The sequence below is a fragment of the Polynucleobacter sp. HIN7 genome (assembly GCF_030297595.1).
Taxonomy (GTDB): Bacteria; Pseudomonadota; Gammaproteobacteria; order Burkholderiales; family Burkholderiaceae; genus Polynucleobacter.
In genome coordinates, this window is the sequence record NZ_AP028138.1 from 934,304 (window position 1) to 951,599 (window position 17,296).

17 protein-coding genes are annotated in these 17,296 nt (G+C 50.9%); 2 read left to right on the top strand and 15 right to left on the bottom strand.

The window, feature by feature from the left end:
- Window positions 1-17: 17 nt before the first annotated feature.
- Genes QUE64_RS04965 through QUE64_RS04975 form a run of 3 tightly spaced genes read right to left on the bottom strand, consistent with a single transcriptional unit; the run spans window position 18 to window position 2,913 of the window.
- Window positions 18-1,112, bottom strand: a complete 1,095-nt coding sequence (locus QUE64_RS04965; protein WP_286224811.1) for a c-type cytochrome — start codon at window positions 1,110-1,112, stop codon at window positions 18-20.
- Between the two features lie 7 nt (window positions 1,113-1,119).
- Window positions 1,120-2,493 (bottom strand): sulfite dehydrogenase, encoded by a 1,374-nt coding sequence (gene soxC / locus QUE64_RS04970; RefSeq protein ID WP_286222982.1) that lies wholly within the window; start codon window positions 2,491-2,493, stop codon window positions 1,120-1,122.
- Window positions 2,494-2,538: 45 nt separating this feature from the next.
- The gene (locus QUE64_RS04975; protein WP_286224812.1) at window positions 2,539-2,913 is read right to left on the bottom strand and encodes an ArsR/SmtB family transcription factor; all 375 of its coding nucleotides are present in this window, start codon (window positions 2,911-2,913) and stop codon (window positions 2,539-2,541) included.
- Window positions 2,914-3,067: 154 nt separating this feature from the next.
- Here QUE64_RS04975 and modB point away from each other — a divergent pair, with 154 nt between their 5' ends.
- Together modB and QUE64_RS04985 are read left to right on the top strand one after the other, a co-directional pair.
- A complete protein-coding gene (modB, locus tag QUE64_RS04980; RefSeq protein ID WP_286224813.1) occupies window positions 3,068-3,718 on the top strand; it encodes a molybdate ABC transporter permease subunit in 651 nt (216 codons plus the stop codon).
- The gene (locus QUE64_RS04985) at window positions 3,684-4,823 is read left to right on the top strand and encodes an ABC transporter ATP-binding protein (protein WP_286224814.1); all 1,140 of its coding nucleotides are present in this window, start codon (window positions 3,684-3,686) and stop codon (window positions 4,821-4,823) included. Before modB ends, QUE64_RS04985 begins: the two co-directional genes overlap by 35 nt.
- Here the strand turns inward: QUE64_RS04985 and QUE64_RS04990 are convergent, their stop codons facing one another.
- The 12 genes from QUE64_RS04990 to asd all read right to left on the bottom strand — a co-directional run bounded on the left by QUE64_RS04990 (window position 4,824) and on the right by asd (window position 17,280).
- Window positions 4,824-6,029, bottom strand: coding sequence for an O-succinylhomoserine sulfhydrylase (locus QUE64_RS04990; protein WP_286224815.1), 1,206 nt, complete (start codon window positions 6,027-6,029; stop codon window positions 4,824-4,826).
- Between the two features lie 70 nt (window positions 6,030-6,099).
- On the bottom strand, window positions 6,100-7,638 hold the full coding sequence (purF, locus tag QUE64_RS04995) for an amidophosphoribosyltransferase (protein ID WP_286224816.1): 1,539 nt from the start codon (window positions 7,636-7,638) through the stop codon (window positions 6,100-6,102).
- A gap of 2 nt (window positions 7,639-7,640) precedes the next feature.
- A complete protein-coding gene (locus tag QUE64_RS05000) occupies window positions 7,641-8,192 on the bottom strand; it encodes a CvpA family protein (RefSeq protein ID WP_286222988.1) in 552 nt (183 codons plus the stop codon).
- A gap of 2 nt (window positions 8,193-8,194) precedes the next feature.
- On the bottom strand, window positions 8,195-8,959 hold the full coding sequence (locus QUE64_RS05005; RefSeq protein ID WP_286224817.1) for an SPOR domain-containing protein: 765 nt from the start codon (window positions 8,957-8,959) through the stop codon (window positions 8,195-8,197).
- 3 nt (window positions 8,960-8,962) lie between these two features.
- Window positions 8,963-10,240, bottom strand: a complete 1,278-nt coding sequence (gene folC / locus QUE64_RS05010) for a bifunctional tetrahydrofolate synthase/dihydrofolate synthase (RefSeq protein WP_458574699.1) — start codon at window positions 10,238-10,240, stop codon at window positions 8,963-8,965.
- 30 nt (window positions 10,241-10,270) lie between these two features.
- Window positions 10,271-11,173 (bottom strand): acetyl-CoA carboxylase, carboxyltransferase subunit beta, encoded by a 903-nt coding sequence (gene accD, locus QUE64_RS05015; protein WP_286224819.1) that lies wholly within the window; start codon window positions 11,171-11,173, stop codon window positions 10,271-10,273.
- Window positions 11,174-11,192: 19 nt separating this feature from the next.
- The gene (gene trpA, locus QUE64_RS05020) at window positions 11,193-11,993 is read right to left on the bottom strand and encodes a tryptophan synthase subunit alpha (RefSeq protein WP_286224820.1); all 801 of its coding nucleotides are present in this window, start codon (window positions 11,991-11,993) and stop codon (window positions 11,193-11,195) included.
- A gap of 3 nt (window positions 11,994-11,996) precedes the next feature.
- Entirely contained in the window at window positions 11,997-13,190 is a 1,194-nt protein-coding gene (gene trpB / locus QUE64_RS05025) for a tryptophan synthase subunit beta (RefSeq protein WP_286222993.1), read from the bottom strand.
- Between the two features lie 31 nt (window positions 13,191-13,221).
- Window positions 13,222-13,905 (bottom strand): phosphoribosylanthranilate isomerase, encoded by a 684-nt coding sequence (locus QUE64_RS05030; RefSeq protein ID WP_286224821.1) that lies wholly within the window; start codon window positions 13,903-13,905, stop codon window positions 13,222-13,224.
- A gap of 2 nt (window positions 13,906-13,907) precedes the next feature.
- The gene (truA, locus tag QUE64_RS05035; protein ID WP_286224822.1) at window positions 13,908-14,732 is read right to left on the bottom strand and encodes a tRNA pseudouridine(38-40) synthase TruA; all 825 of its coding nucleotides are present in this window, start codon (window positions 14,730-14,732) and stop codon (window positions 13,908-13,910) included.
- Window positions 14,733-16,106 (bottom strand): FimV/HubP family polar landmark protein, encoded by a 1,374-nt coding sequence (locus QUE64_RS05040; protein ID WP_286224823.1) that lies wholly within the window; start codon window positions 16,104-16,106, stop codon window positions 14,733-14,735.
- A 10-nt stretch (window positions 16,107-16,116) separates the two neighbouring features.
- Window positions 16,117-17,280 carry an aspartate-semialdehyde dehydrogenase gene (asd, locus tag QUE64_RS05045; protein WP_286222997.1) on the bottom strand — a complete coding sequence of 388 codons (1,164 nt, stop codon included), beginning with the start codon at window positions 17,278-17,280 and terminating at the stop codon, window positions 16,117-16,119.
- Between the last annotated feature and the right edge of the window lie 16 nt (window positions 17,281-17,296).

Here is a 17,296-nt window from a genome sequence, read left to right on the forward strand (position 1 = left end):
TCAAGTGTTAACTAATCTTATTTGCCGCCGTTTAACATCCACTGCACCAAAGTCTTATTGTCGGCATCCGAGAGCTGTGGTTGAGCGGGCATTGGAATTGCACCCCAGACTCCCGCACCACCCGCCTTCACCTTCTTCTCAAGTATCGCTTGCGCATTCGCAACGCCTTTGTACTTATTGGCAACATCCGCAATCGATGGGCCTACTAATTTCGCTGCAGGTGCGTGGCAAGCCGAGCAATTTTCTTTCTTGAATAAATCCGCAGGACCCGCCGCTTTCGGTGCCGCAGCACTTGCAGTCGATACCATCATCATGCCGGCCGCTGGCAAAGCAGATAAAGGTGGTTTGGTGGTATCAACTCCACGATACGGACCATACTCTCGGTTTTGCTCTGCCAGGTTATTGTGCGCATTGCGAGCATAGTCAGGTAAGACCGATCCAATCGCAACGTGTTGGGCGCAATTGCTCATACAAGCTGTATTCTTCACATCGGGTGTACCCTTCACGGTCCATAAACCGTGTTTCTGGGTCATGCCATTGCGATTAGGCATCATGCCTTGCACTTGCGCAATATTTTTGTTCGATAGTACAAAGTCATCCGGAACCACTTCACTCAAGTTGAGCATGAAAGCAACTAGCGCATAGGTCTCGTCAACCGTCAGTGTGCGCGGCGCATTCCATGGCATGGCACGATAAACATAATCCCACAAAGTTGAAATCGTGGCCACCTTCATAATCGTGGTTCGCTGCGGTTGCTTCTCACTCGTTAATGAAGCAACACGGCCGGTTTTAACATCATCCTTTGTGGTTCCACCGGCAATTGGCGTAAAGACCTCGTTGGATTCGCCGAATGTGCCATGGCAGCTCGCACATTTTTGCTCCCAAATACCCTGCCCCTTGGATACTGAGCCAGATCCAGGTGGTAAGCCCTTAAAGTCAGGGCGCACATCAATGTCCCAGGCTGCTACTTCTGCAGGGGTCGCATTACGGCCCATATTCATATAGGGCTTTGGTTTACTTGCCGCTGGAGTAGCTTGAGCAGATTGCGCATGCGCAGCACTGCTGGAGAAAATAACAGTAGCAACTAGGGCGCTTGCAAAAATGGGTTTCATCAAAACATTAGCCGACTTGAACATTGCTGACCTCGCCATTGGTATCAACCTTCCACGATTGAATTGCATTGTTGTGATAGATGGAGCGCGTACCACGCACGGCTCGTAATTGACGAATCGTGGGTTGCACATAACCCGTGTCATCGATCGCACGCGATTGCATGATGGTGGGCGAGCCATCCCAAACCCAATCGATGTTAAAGCGCGTAAGAGCCTTCGTTAAGATAGGGGTCTCAAGTCGTGCAGTGCGCCAATTATTACCACCATCAAACGAAACATCCACGCGCTTGATCTTGCCACGACCCGACCACGCCAAACCACTCACGTTGTAGTAACCCTTATCAAAGAGTTGCTGACCACCTGATGGTGTAGTGATGACGGATTTGCATTCCTGAATTGAAGTGTATTGACGATGCAAGCCATCTGGCATCAAATCAATATAGTGAATTGCCTCATCCTTGGTGGCGTATTTCATATCACCCACCTCAAGACGTCGTAACCACTTCACCCAACTGACGCCCTGCACACCTGGCACGACTAAGCGGAGTGGGAAGCCATTTTCTGGGCGCAACATCTCACCATTCATGCCCCAAGCAACGATGACATCGTCCAACGCCATTTCCATGGAGATGGTGCGGGTCATACCTGAGCCATCGCCACCTTCGGCCAAAATGTACTTGCCCTTCTTTAGATCAGCGCCACAGATATCCAGAAGCGTTGATAGTGGTACGCCCGTGAACTCGCAGCATGAGAGCATGCCATGGGTATATTGCACGGTTGGTACAGCCACATTGCCCCACTCTAAACCGGTGTTGGCACCGCACTCGATAAAGTGAATGCGTGATACCGATGGCAATCGTAAGAGGTCGTTCATCGTGAACACTTTTTCATTCTTCACGAGGCCATTAATCATCAAGCGATGCTTATTGGGATCAATGTTGTACCAACCCTGATGGTGGCGCTCGAAGTGCAAGCCATTGGGCGTAATGATGCCAAACAACCCTTGCAGTGGAGTAAACGCCACGGATGCCGCCGATACGCGGGTTAATCCCGGTGACTCGCGACGGATTAAGTTCTTTTCATAAATGGATGGGGTGCCATAGGGCTCGGTAGCCACATTCTTACCGAGAGTCGTTTGCCAAATTTGCTTTTCCAGAATCGCTGGGTCGCCCTGGGGATTAGCAAGGGCCAAGCCGCTTCCTGCAGCGCCTACACCACCAAGGGCCGCCATGAAACTCTTGCGCAGAAATCCGCGGCGGGTCTCATCAGCGCCATGTTGGTTGATTTCAGCGATTGTCTCTTGCGACAGAAAGTTCTCGGGCGCCTTCCGAATGAGATTCGGATTACCCAGAGATTGCGTGGTTTTGGTTCGTTCACTCATATTCATTAAGGATTAGATGGTTAAACAAAAATTCATCAGACTTAATCAAGACAATTCATTCATGACGCGGCCACAAACGCGTTGACAGATTTCAAGCGTGGCGTCGTCGCAGATCGAGTAATAAACCGTGGTACCAACTTTGCGACGCGTTAATATCCCGGCCTGATGGAGTGTTCCCAAATGGCGCGACACGTTTGCTTGACTCGATTTCGAGAACTCAATCACCTCACTGACGGATTTTTCACCCTCGCATAATGCATACATGATGCGCAGACGGGATGGCTCAGCAAGAACCGCAAAGAACGCAGAGACCTCTTTAAAAAGGGTTTCCATTTGTTCCGGGGATAAATGTTTTTTAGACAAGCCATCCGCAAAGCCCTGGGCTAAAGAGTTTTTAGTTTGAGGTAATGGACTTGACATAAATATGCGTAATTGCGCATATTACACCGAATATTTGTCTAAATAAATATACAGAGTTACCCTGATTCGATCCGACTAGAATAGAGACTTGGTAAACATCAATACCCAGATTCATTCTAGAAACATTTTATAAGTAACTGATTTAAATAATTAATTGTTAGATACCCAAGCAATTTTCCTGTCCTTACAGTTGGCCTTTTGGACCTTGGTGGTCTTGATCCCCATTGGGATCTGGCTTGGCTATCAGTTAGCCCAAGCTGGCCCCTGGAAATCCTGGGCCGAAGCCGCACTCGCCCTACCCTTGGTCTTGCCGCCCACGGTCTTGGGTTACTACTTTATCGTGGCGTTTGCTGGCAAAAGTCTCTTTGGGGAACCCCTGGTGTTCTCATTCACTGGTCTCTTAATTGCCTCCATCATCGTCAATCTACCGTTTGCAATCCAACCCATCCAACGGGCCTACGAAGCGATCCCCACAGAGATTAAGGAAGCAGCCAAGGTCAGTGGACTTAGTACTTGGCAGCGCTTTCGCTTCATTGAGCTGCCCTTGGCCTGGCGAGGCATCCTTAGTGGTGCGGCGATGACCTTTGCCCATACCTTGGGTGAGTTTGGAGTGGTCCTTATGGTGGGGGGCGCCATTCCTGGAGAAACCAAAACTGCATCGATCGCAATTTACGACAAGGTGCAGACGTTTGATAGCGCAGGAGCCAGTGCTCTTTCTGTGATCCTGTTGTTGATCTCGCTTGTTGCCATTGCTATTTCCTATGGAGTCTTTGGTCGCAATACTGCTGGGGCGCGCCGTGCTTAAGGTTCATCTTCAGCAAACGCTTCCCAACCCCCTGTCGATTCAGCTAGAGATTGATGCCGGTGAAGTTCATGCCTTAGTGGGCCCCTCGGGCAGCGGCAAGACCAGTATCTTGCGTTCCATTGCCGGCCTTCACCATCCGGAGTTTGCTTACATTGAATGCGATCATCAGGTCTGGCTCAATCGTGATCCGGCCCGTGGGCCTATGATCATCTTGCCACCCAATCAACGCTCATGCGGATTCTTATTCCAACAATACGCTCTTTTTCCCCATCTCAGCGCCCTCGATAACGTATGTATGGCGCTTTACAACGCCATCAGCGATCCACAAAAGCGTAGGGCTGAAGCTCAGCGTTGGCTCGATGAACTCAATATTGGCGAACTTGGAGAGCGCTTACCCAAACAGTTATCGGGTGGGCAGCAACAACGTGTTGCTCTGGCGCGCGCCTTAGCACGTTCACCCAAGATGCTTTTGCTCGATGAGCCTTTCTCAGCAATCGATATACCGACTCGCCAGAAACTGTATCAAACGCTGGCTGAGCTTCGCAAGCAACTCAACATCCCCATCATCTTGGTCACGCACGATCTGCGTGAGGCCCATTTATTAGCCGACCGCATCACCGTGCTCGATCACGGTGTGGGTTTACAAACCGCGAACCCACAATCCTTATTTACTAAGCCCCGTAATGCACGTGTTGCCCAGCTCGTTGGCATCCCTAATCTCTTTCATGGGGTGTTTAATGGCGGCACTCTGTCGTGGGGTTCAAGCCCCTGGACCTTTCAAGTGATTGATAAAGGTCGCATTCCACCCAATGCTCAAGTAGCATGGGTGATTCCTCAAGAGGGGCTCAGTGTGCACATCAACCCAGACAGCCATCGCATTCCGTGTCGCGTTAACGCCATCAGTGCTTTGGGTCAGATTGCACTCATTGAGTTCTCGATCGATGGTTTGAATGAACTCTTAACATGGGAAGCTTCTGCTGCAGAAGTGAAGCGTTTAGGTTTGGAACGAGATGCGCAGGTGTATCTCGAGCTCGATTGCAAGCTGATTCATATCATGCCGCTGCGCCCAATTAACGACCCGCGACGTTTTGTTGGTGTTACTTAATTACTTCTTTAATCCAGCCGATAGGTCGCGCTTGAGATCGTCAATGTTCTCAAGGCCAACGGCAATCCGGACTAGACCATCAACAATGCCGGCGTCTTTACGTGCTTGCGGTGTAATACGAGCGTGGGTCGTACTGGCTGGATGTGTAATCGTAGTACGCGTATCGCCAAGGTTTGCTGTGATGGAGCATAAACGTGTTTGATTAATGAGCTTATACGCCGCTTTCTTGCCACCCTTCAGAACAAATGACACAATCGGGCCACCTGCTTTTTGCTGGCGCTTTGCCAAGGCATGCTGCGGATGGCTCTTCAGACCTGGGTGATACACGCGCTCGACTCCAATTTGTTTCTCTAACCACTGCGCCAATGCTAGAGCATTCGCACTTTGCGCTTGCATTCTCAGCTCTAAGGTCTCGAGCCCTTTCAAAAAGATCCAGGCATTAAACGCGGAGAGCGTGGGACCCGCGGTACGAACAAAAGGAAATACTTTACCCATGACGAAATCACGACTACCCACAATTGCCCCGCCGACGACCCGCCCTTGCCCATCAAGATACTTGGTCGCTGAATGAATCACCACATCTGCACCGAGCGCCAAAGGCTTTTGTAAGGCCGGGGTACAAAAACAGTTATCCACTACCAATAGCGCTTTGGCTTTCTTAGCAATCTTCGCAATTCCCGCAATATCCGCAATCTCCGTTAAGGGATTGGACGGAGTCTCTAGATAAAAGAGCTTGGTATTGCTTTGTACCGCTGCTTGCCAAGCCTTCAGGTCAGCAATTGCCACATAGCTTGTCGTAATGCTAAAGCGACTCAGAATTGATGAGAACAGCTGGGTGGTTGCACCAAACACAGATTTTGAGCACACGACATGATCACCTGCTTGCAGATGCGCCATCGCCGTGGTCAAAATGGCGGCCATTCCAGAGGATGTGGCAATGCATGCCTCGCCACCTTCGAGTGCCGCAAGACGGTCCTGAAACATACTGACCGTTGGATTGGTAAACCGTGAATAGATAAATCCTTGATCGGCATGGGCAAAGCCATGCTCTGCCTCTTCGGCTGAGTTAAAACAAAAGCTGGAGGTCAAGAACATCGCCTCCGAGTGCTCCTGATAATCGCTTGAACGACGAGTACCAGCTCGAACCGCTAGGGTCTCAGGTGCCAAGGTTTTGAGATTAGGTTTAGGCCGTATGGATTTTTTCATAACAGATCAAGTTTGACAGGTAAATGACGGGCTGTCACGCAGAGCATGCTGCAAATGCCACGACTGTTGTTTAGTCTCCGTTGGCTAAATGCAAATGCAGTTGTGAGCGTGCAAAGTCACTAGGGTCGCTCTTGCGATCCTCTTCCTTGTTTGCAATATTACGTGCTGCCTCGAGTGCATCCAAATAAGCCTCGGTGATATCGCCCGTAATGTAATGGCCATCAAAGCACGATGCCTCAAAATTTTTGATATTGGGATTAATGTCTTGGACCGCTTTTTTCATATCCTCAACGCTTTGATAAATCAGCTGATCGGCTCCGATGAGATCATTAATTTCGTCATGGGTGCGGCCATACGCAACCAGCTCACTGCGGGTTGGCATATCAATGCCGTAGACATTGGGAAAGCGCACTGGCGGTGCAGCAGATGCAAAGATCACCTTCTTGGCTCCTGACTCACGCGCCATCTGCACAATCTCATACGAGGTGGTGCCGCGCACAATCGAATCATCGACAATTAAGACGGTCTTATCCTTAAACTCAATCCGCATCGCATTTAACTTCTGACGCACAGACTTTTTGCGTACCGCTTGACCAGGCATGATGAAGGTGCGACCGATGTAGCGATTCTTAAAAAATCCTTCACGATAGGAGATGCCTAAGCGCTTTGCCACTTGAAGTGCAGCCGGTCGACTCGAGTCAGGGATTGGCATCACCACATCGATCTTACTAACGTCGGTCTCCGCCCGAATCTTCTCGGCCAAGTAGTCACCCATGCGCATGCGAACGTTGTACACGGTCACGCCATCAATGGTTGAATCGGGACGAGCCAAGTAGACATACTCAAAAATACATGGATTAAGACTAGCATTGGGTGCGCACTGCCGCGTATGAAAGTTTCCATCGAGATCAATGTAGATCGCCTCACCCGGCGCCACATCCCGCACGAAGGTGTAGCCCAATCCTTCCAGCGCAACCGACTCGGAAGCCAACATCCATTCCGGCCCATCGGGTGTATCGACCTTACCGATGCATAAAGGACGAATCCCAAAAGGATCCCGAAATGCTAACAAACCAAATCCAGCAATGAGAGACACCACTGCGTAGGATCCCTTCACCCGTTTGTTAAGGCCTGCGACGGCTTTAAAGATCGAGTCATCATCCAAGGCAGCACTGTTGGTCTCTTTTTGTAACTCATCAGCGAGGACATTGAGTAAGACCTCGGTATCGGAGCTAGTATTAATATGGCGGCGATCACGATAAGCCATTTCACTCCGCAGCATAGGGGCATTGGTTAGGTTGCCGTTATGCGCCAAGATAATGCCAAAGGGTGCGCTGACATAAAACGGTTGTGCCTCCTCTTCACTGCTAGCCGAACCAGCAGTGGGATAGCGCACCTGGCCGATGCCTGCATTGCCTACAAGACTGCGCATATTGCGAGTGCGGAATACATCGCGCACCAAGCCATTGGCCTTATGCATCGCAAACGAATTACCGTTCATGGTGGCAATCCCGGCTGCGTCCTGGCCGCGATGTTGCAGCAGGAGCAAGGCGTCATATAAGAGTTGATTTACAGGTCGATGCGAAATCGTTCCGACAACACCACACATAGTTAGCCCCCTGCCGATCGGGAACGATCGGTCATTGAAATTGCATTTAACTGCTTTGCCCAGTTTTCAGGCAACCATGAACGGATTAGGCCCGTTCCCTGTTCAAGCACTGGCCGAATTGCAGAAGCTTGCCATGCCTGCGTCTCCTGCGCACCAGTGAGCGCCCCCAGCGTGCTCAATACAACCAGTACCAAGGCGCCCCGCACAAAACCAAACAATAATCCAAAGAAACGATCAACCAAGGTAAGCCCAGCGCTCGAGAGTAAGGACTGAAAGGCGCGAGCCAATAACCCAGCGGCAATGAGGACGGCAACAAAGATGAGTAGGAAAGCAGCGGCTAAGCGCGCGGTCTCATTGGGAATAAATGCCGAGAGCCATTCGGTCGCCAAATAATTACAGAAATGGTAAGCGAGCCACGCAGCAGCAAACCAAGATGCGAGCGCAATGATCTCCCGAAAAAATCCGCGCCACAAGCCAATCACTGCTGAAACTATCAAGATGCCAATCGCAAAGTAATCTAAGGTTGTTAGTTGGATGGCGCCGAGTGACTGCATGATTAACTCTTATTCAGCTCAACGATGCGAGGGCTTAAGCCAAGGGAGCGGATTCGTTTCTCGGCCGACTCTGCCGCCTCGCGCTCCGAAAATGGGCCAGCTCTTAGCAAATAGAGCTTGACGCCCTCGGCGTTATTACGGGTTAAAACGTAATACGGAATCTTGTTCTCTTTTAACTTAGCAACCCAACCATTGGCACGCTCCTCAGAAGCAAAGGCCCCAATCTGAATCACAAACTTGCCATTGGCTGCTACCTTGGCATCAGCTGCGCCAGCAGGCTCTTTGCTGGTGCTCACCAATTCTTCACCCGGTGCTAAACCTAAACTTTTATTTGGGGCATTCGAAGTTGCTGGGGCTGGGCTAGCTGGTTTTGGCGCTGCCACCGGAGGGCTCGCAGGGGCTGCTGGCGCAAGCTCAGGTTTTGGTTCTGCTTTCACTTCCACCGGTGGTTTTTTATCAGGTTCGGCATTGAGCACACCAGCTGCAGGATTAGGCAAGTTACTCACAATTTGCACCGTGATGTCATTAGCGACTGGTTTGGGTTGTTGATCCAAAATCTGCGGCAAGCCAATCACTGCAATTAATACCAGCGTAGCAGCACCGATTAAGCGGTGACGAGCACGTTGCTTTTCAGGGTCCTCGGTCAGCGCAAGGTCTTCTCCATTATCTTCAGCAGACTTTGCGCGCTTTGCTAGGGTGCGACGAGCCAGGGGCTCAATTTTTTGGGGGGCAGGCTTGCGTCGAAACAGATTCGATAAGAAGGTCATGGATCAATGTGCCTGGTTATTTCGATAAGCCATTACGCCTGCAACGGTATAGAAGGATCCGAAGACTGTAATTCTATCACCCTCACCTGCTTTATCCAATGCCGCTTGATAGGCAGCTCCTGGATTTGGGAACACTAAGGCTTCTTTGTTGAGAGCCTGCAAGCGTTTTACAAGATCGTGCGCTGAGGCAGCTCTTGGCGTTGGTAAATCGGTGCAATACCAATAATCAACGATATCTAACATTGGTTTGAGTACACCTTCAATGTCTTTATCGGCCATTGCCCCGAACACGGCATAGGTGTATGGGTGATATGCCATAGCTTCAATACTTTGAGCCAAGGTCGCTGCCGCATGCGGATTATGGGCAACATCTAATACCACGGTGGGCTTGCCTGGCAGAACCTGAAAGCGTCCAGGTAACTCCACCAGCGCTAAGCCATTCCGAATATCCTGAGCGCTAACCGGTAATCGATCATGCAAGGCCATCAATGCAGCAATTACTGCTGAAGCATTGAGAAGTTGATTAGCGCCCCGTAATGCAGGATAGCCAAGACCACTAAAGCGCTTACCCCGTCCCGACCAACCCCATTGCTGTTGATCGCCCGTAAATGAATAATCCTTGCCCATCAGGTAGAGGTCAGCACCAATCTCCTTAGCGTGATTGATCAAAGACGTGGGAGGCATCGGATCACCGCAGATTGCAATCGCCTTGGGTCGGAAGATACCTGCTTTCTCAAAAGCGATCGCCTCACGGGTATTACCTAAATAAGCCATGTGATCCAAATCAATACTGGTCACAATCGCGCAATCCGCATCGACAATATTGACCGCATCGAGTCGCCCGCCCATCCCGACCTCTAAGATCGCAGCATCAACCTTCGCATTGGCAAAGAGATCCATGATTGCTAAAGTGGTGAACTCAAAATATGTGAGGGTTGGTGGATCACTCAATCGACAACGCGCCTGTTCAACTCGCTCAAAGGCGTTTAGTAAATCAGCATCACCGACATCAGCCCCATTGATTCTGGCGCGCTCGTTAAATCGCAAGAGATGGGGTGATGTATGACAGGCTACCTTATATCCGGCCGCCAGTAAGATACTTTCTAGAAATGCACAAGTCGAACCTTTGCCATTCGTTCCGCCCACCGTAATCACGGGGCATGGAAACTTCAGTCCCAGCGATTCCTTGACCCGGGTAATACGGCCAAGTCCCATATCGATTCCTACTCGATGCGCAGTCTCCAAGTGGGATAACCACTCGTCTAGGTTTGTAAATAGAATTGGTTGGCTCTGCTGGGGTTCAAGCACGACTTAGCTCGAACTATTAGTTTGCAGCAATTGCTTCGGTAGCTTCTCAGCCGGGATCCTTTGCAATAAGGCGAGTAATTTTGCGAGCTCGGCACGCATCTGACGACGGTCAACAATCATGTCGATACCGCCCTTTTGCATCAGAAACTCGGAGCGCTGAAATCCTTCGGGTAATTTCTCACGCACGGTTTGCTCAATCACGCGCGGACCGGCAAAGCCAATCAAGGCCTTTGGTTCAGCTATCACCACATCGCCCATGAATGCAAAACTGGCTGAGATACCCCCCATCGTAGGATCGGTTAGAACGCTAATGTAGGGCAAGCCCGCTTGCGAGAGCTTAGTTAGCATCGAGTTTGTTTTGGCCATTTGCAGGAGTGATAACAAGCTCTCCTGCATGCGTGCGCCGCCAGTTGCTGTTATACAAATGAAGGCGCATTTTTTCTGGATGGCCTCTTGAACACCCCGCACAAAGCGCTCACCCACTACCGAGCCCATCGAGCCACCCATGTACTCAAACTCAAAACACGCCACCACTGCAGGAATGGATTCAATCTTGCCAGCAATTACTACTAGGGCTTCTGATTCACCCGATGCATCACTGGCTTGCTTTAAACGATCGGGGTATTTTTTACTATCTTTGAACTTGAGAGCATCAACCGGATACACTGATTCACCAATTTCAACGCGAGGCTTAGGATCTAATAAATGATCAAGGCGTTTGCGCGCATTGATGCGCATATGGTGGGAGCACTTTGGGCAAACCGAAAGATTGGCTTCAATATCGCTGCTGTAAAGAACCGCATCGCACCCGCCACATTTGACCCATAAACCCTCGGGGACGGTCTTCCGACTGGCCGGATCGCTTTGTTGGATCTGGGGCGGAAGTATTTTGTCAATCCAGCTCATAGCGGTATTGTAACGACCTTCAATCGTGGTCTAAAGCCTGGCGGATTTCGTGGATAAAGCGCTCAAGCACCACCAACTCTTCACCCTTTTTTGCCTCTTCAAGTAATTGAACAATCCGACTACCAATCACGACTGCATCAGCTGTTTTAGAAACCGCTTTGGCACTCGCCGCATCCCGAATCCCAAACCCAACGGCAACCGGAATCGAGGTCGCTTGCCGAATCAGGGGCAATACACTCGCTACATCTTGCGTATTTAAGTTACTTGCACCGGTGACGCCACGCAGCGATACGTAATAGATGTAACCCGCTGCAATTTGTGCGGCATGATGAATACGTTCTTGACTTGAGGTGGGCGCCAACAAGAAGATTGGATCAATACTCTCACTGCGCATTTGTTTAGCAAACTCTTCGCATTCTTCAGGTGGATAATCCACAATCAATACACCATCAACGCCAGCTGCTTTAGCAGCTTTTGCAAATACCGCGTGACCCATCTGCTCAACTGGATTGGCGTAACCCATCAACACCACGGGAGTGTTTTGATTCTTTTGTCGAAACTGCTGCACATTGGCTAAGCATTGCTTGAGTGTTACGCCTTGTGCAAGGGCGCGCTCGGACGAACGCTGAATCACAGGGCCATCAGCCATTGGGTCTGAGAAAGGAACGCCCAACTCAATGACATCAGCCCCGCCCTTCACCAAGGCATGCATGACGTCCACGGTTAAATCAGGATGCGGGTCGCCCGCTGTAACAAAGGGGATCAGCCCTTTTTTATTTTTGGCCTTGAGTTCTGCAAATACGCCAGCAATCTTTGACATGAATTAGCCTTCCGAACCGGTTGCTTGAGCAACGGTATGCATATCTTTATCGCCCCGACCCGAGAGATTAATCAAGATCACTTTATCTTTACTTAAGGTCGGTGCCAATTTGCAGGCATACGCCACTGCATGAGAAGACTCAAGTGCAGGAATAATGCCCTCAATGCGGCAGCAGTCATGGAAGGCCTTTAACGCATCCTCATCCGAAATCGCCACATACTCTGCCCGACCCGAATCTTTTAACCACGCATGCTCTGGTCCAACACCGGGGTAGTCCATACCCGCTGACACTGAATGGGTCTCGGCGATCTGACCGTTCTCATCTTGCAAGAGATAAGTACGATTGCCATGGAGTACGCCCGGTTTGCCGGCGCATAGTGCCGCGGAGTGATCACCGGTACTCATGCCGCGACCTGCAGCCTCAACGCCGACCAAACGTACGTTAGGCACATCAATATACGGATAGAAGATGCCCATGGCATTTGATCCACCACCCACGCACGCTAATACATAGTCGGGCTGGCGACCAATCATCTCTGGCATTTGGACTTTGCACTCTTCTCCAATCACACTCTGAAAATCCCGCACCATCATGGGATAAGGATGGGGGCCAGCGACTGTACCAATGATGTAGAAGGTGTTTTCCACATTGGTAACCCAATCGCGCATGGCTTCATTGAGCGCATCTTTGAGCGTTTTACTACCTGACTCGACTGGCACCACTTTGGCGCCGAGCAACTTCATGCGATATACATTTTGGGCTTGGCGCGCAACATCGACAGAGCCTTGATAAACCGTGCAGTCCAGACCAAAGCGAGCACAAATGGTAGCGGTTGCCACGCCGTGTTGACCCGCACCAGTTTCGGCAATGATGCGAGGCTTACCCATGCGCTTAGCCAACATCGCTTGGCCAATCACATTGTTAATCTTATGAGCTCCGGTATGGTTCAGATCTTCGCGCTTGAGATAAATCTGCGCCCCACCCAATTGCTCACTTAAGCGTTTAGCGTGGTAGACCGGGGACGGACGACCCACAAAGTGTTTGAGTTCGTAATGAAACTCCTCAATAAATGCTGGGTCATGTTGGTATTTTGCATAGGCTTCTTTGAGCTCGTTTAAGGCATACATCAATGTCTCAGAGACAAAGATGCCACCATAGGGGCCAAAGTGACCACGTTCATCTGGTTTGTCGTACATAGGTACCTCGACTTGGTTTAACGCCTGAGCGTTAGGAATAACTGCTTGGATCTGTTTGATCGGCGCTTCGTACTGCATCCGCAAACTGCCTGATTAATACCGGGTCTTTTACCCCTTTACGAACCTCGACTCCGCTCGAGATATCAACCGCGCAGGGGCGCAGACGAGCGATCGCCTCGCCAACGTTGTGCGAGTTCAATCCACCACTCAAAACGACCCGATGCGCGTTTACGTTTGCCCATGTGTCCGGTATTAGGTTCCAATTGAAGGCGGTACCACTACCGCCGTAGCCATCGACGAGTGCATCTAGCAAAAAGCCGGCGGCATCCCCATATTGTAGGGAAAATTCTGGGAAATTGAAGGACTGGCCAATTCGGGCGGCTTTGATCCAGGGTAGACCCCCTGAAAGCCGCCGACACTGCTCAGGGGTCTCGTCCCCATGAAATTGCCATAGAGTAATGGCAGCATTCGCCCGAATCTCCTCCATCTGATTGGGGGTGGGATTAACCACCAACCCTACAGCATCCATGGAGGCAGGTAATTGGGTAATGAGGGTGCCAGCATCTTCTGGGCTAATCGCTCTAGGGCTTTGGGGATAAAAGACAAAACCCACCGCATCGACCTGAGCCGCCACCGCCGCCTCAATATCGGCGGGTGTGCGCAAGCCACAGATCTTGATCCGGGTTCGGTTAGGGGTGAAAGTGAGTAAGCCCATCGTTAAGATTGGAGCATAAGCTCTTTTGGAAAACCGGCATTTTGCAGATGCGGTGCTGGGATGGCAAATTCGTCTGGATAGGCCACCCTTACCAAGTACAGCCCATCCGGAGCAAAGGTTGGCGCTGCTAAGTCCCGATTTTTGCCATCAAGGATGGTTTTCATCCAGTGACTGGGTTGCCGCCCTTGGCCAACATGCAAAAGACTCCCAACAATATTGCGCACCATGTGATGTAAAAAGGCATTGGCCCTAATCTTGAAATACACAAAGGGTTGTTGATCCAAGATAGCACATTCATAGAGATGCTTCACAGGGGTTTTACTCTGACACTCCGACGCCCGAAATGATGAGAAATCATGTTCACCCACTAAGTGCTGTGAAGCAGTTTGCATTTGCTTAATATCAAACCATTGACCGGCTGGCAGCATCTGGTAGCCGTAGCGCTGATGCAAAACGGGCGAGCGTGTTGGTCCAGCCAGTAAGGCATAAATATAGGTGCGCTCTTTTGCACTAAAACGTGCATCGAAATCATCGGCGACAGGCTTTGCCCAGTTCACCACCACATCGTGCGGCAAGAAGGTATTGATGCCTCTCACCCATGACCAATCCTCACGCTCTACCTTCGCATCAAAGTGCACCACTTGCCCAAGGGCATGCACCCCCGTATCGGTTCGCCCTGCCGCGGTGACTCGCACTGCTTGTCCGTCCCCAACGAACTGACAAATCGCTGATTCAAGGGTGGCTTGAACGGTCGGTTGATTGGGCTGAACTTGCCATCCGCAGTAGGCGCGGCCGTCATATTGCACGCCTAGAGCAATCCGCATCATTTAACGATCGTTGCGTTGATTAATCTGTGCCATCATGCCACGAGCGGCGATGGTAATCTGCGGATCAACCTGACTACTCACCAGCAAAATCTCTTCCAAGGCTTTGCGCGCTGCGACAAAGTCTTCAATCGTGATGTAAGCCTTTACCAAATTGAGCTTTACCCGCAAGGCATCAGCCTCATGCTGCTTAGGTGAGTCTAAATTGAGGTCAAGACTCGACAAAATAGCGGCCGCTTTGGGCGGAATCGCTGTGGGGCTCGGAGCTAGCTTGGTCTCTTTGGCATCAACGGATGATTCATGAGAATGCGATTCAGCACGGCGGGTGTAGCGGGCTAGAGACCAAAGCAGCAAAGCTGTGATACCAATGAACCCAACCCCTACTACGGCTGGTCCCCATTGATCCATGCCTGACTTCGGTGTAGCAGAATCACTCGGGCTCTCGCCCTCTTTGCGAGCCTCTAAGAGCTTTTGGAGGTCAGCAATATTTTTCTCAAGCTCTGCCACGCGTGCCTTGCTTTGTGCCAAGGCCTTTTCTTGGGCAACCATCTCCTCCACATAACGCCGTGTATCCGCCTCGCTACCTGCGCCTGGGCCAATGCGCAAGCGATCCTCGCCAACACCCGGTGTCGGGTTCAAGGCCTGATTCGCTACACGACTTGAGGCAGCGCTCTGACCCGATCCACCCTCCTGTTCCAGCCATGCGCGGTTTGCCTCTTGTGCAAACTCTTTTGCTTGTGCGGGAGTAATGGAACCCAACAAGCTGGCATCGGGCCTATTGAGTTGTGCGCCAGCTTTTAGGCGGTGAATACTACCCCCAATAAATGCATCGGGATTGGCTTTGTATAAAGCAAGCAAGGCTTCGTCCATATCGGCGCTACCCAATTGCGGTCTGATCTGCGAAGCGATCTCACTCAAACTTTGGCCCGGTCGCACCGTGACCTGGCTAACGTCGCCGACCATCAAGCTATAGGTCTTGGCAATACCACCGTTCGTCCATTTGAGCCCCAAAATGATGTCAACAAATGGATCCTTCCCGGTTTCAATGGGGTTCTCGGTTTGCACCACGATCAGAAATTGCTCGGGCTGATTACGCTTGAGGGTAATGGATGGCTTGTAATCCAAAACGCGTGTAGAGATCCCCAAGCGCTCATAGTCAGCCTTGGTAACCGGATCAATCGCTAGCGACTCGAGATAGGGTCGATCCTCAATACCGGTTCGCACTGGAATCTCCGCACGCAATGGCTCCTTAGGTTTGGACAAAACAATGGGCGATCCCAAGGTCACCGCCTGCGCGGTCGGCCACATGAAAAAGATCACGATGGCCAGTACGAGCCAGTTAAAAAGGGTTTGCAGAACGCAACGCCAAGGCATCATAGATCTTGTCTTAGGTATTAAGCAGAATGCGTAGCATGCGACGCAGAGGTTCAGCGGCACCCCATAGCAACTGATCGCCGACCGTGAATGCACCGAGATACTCGGGACCCATGGCTAATTTATGCAAGCGCCCAATTGGAATCGTCATGGTGCCACTTACTGCTGCTGGTGATAGCTCACGCTCGGTGATCTCCCGCTCATTAGGAACCACTTTCACCCACTGATTATCGGCCGCCAACATCTTCTCGATCTCAGCGAGCGGAATATCTTTCTTTAACTTGACGGTTAAGCCCTGTGAGTGGCAACGCATCGCGCCAACACGCACACAAATGCCATCAATGGGAATGCTGCCTGGTGACCGAAATGGCGGATTGCCCATAATCTTGTTGCACTCGGCTCCTGCTTTCCATTCTTCTTTGGTCTGACCGTGTTCAACCGGCACATCAATCCAAGGAATCAAGCTCCCAGCTAATGCAGTGTTCCGAAAGTTGGTTTTGGGAAACTCTGCCGAACGAATGGTCTGCGCTACCTTGCGATCAATATCCAAGATCCATGAGGCTGGATTAGCGAGTTCGCTGGCAACGCTATGATGCAAAGTGCCCATTTGTTCGAGAAGCTCGCGCATATTGGCAGCTCCAGCACCAGATGCTGCTTGATAGGTCATGGCACTGATCCATTCCACATGACCGCTTTTGAGAAGTCCGCCCATCGCCAGCATCATCAAGCTAACCGTACAATTACCACCGATCCAGTTCTTACCGCCCGAGTCCAGCGCCTTATTAATCACAGGCCGATTAATGGGATCCAACACAATCACTGCGTCGTTTTCCATCCGCAGTGCACTCGCTGCATCAATCCAATGCCCCTGCCAACCCGCTGCGCGTAGTTGGGGGTAGATCGCTTTGGTGTAATCACCGCCCTGACAGGTCAAAATCACATCGCAGCGAGCTAAGGCCTTTACATCATTGGCATCTTGCAAACGAGTCTCACTTTTAGTAACGCGTTGACCATTGATCAATGGCACCTCGCCACCGGCATTACTAGTGCTAAAGAAGACAGGTTCGATATGAGTAAAGTCGTTCTCGTCTTGCATGCGTTGCATCAGCACACTGCCAACCATGCCGCGCCAGCCGACCAAACCAACTACAGGATTAATTAAAGGGGTATATGCCATATTCAAGTTCTTTTAA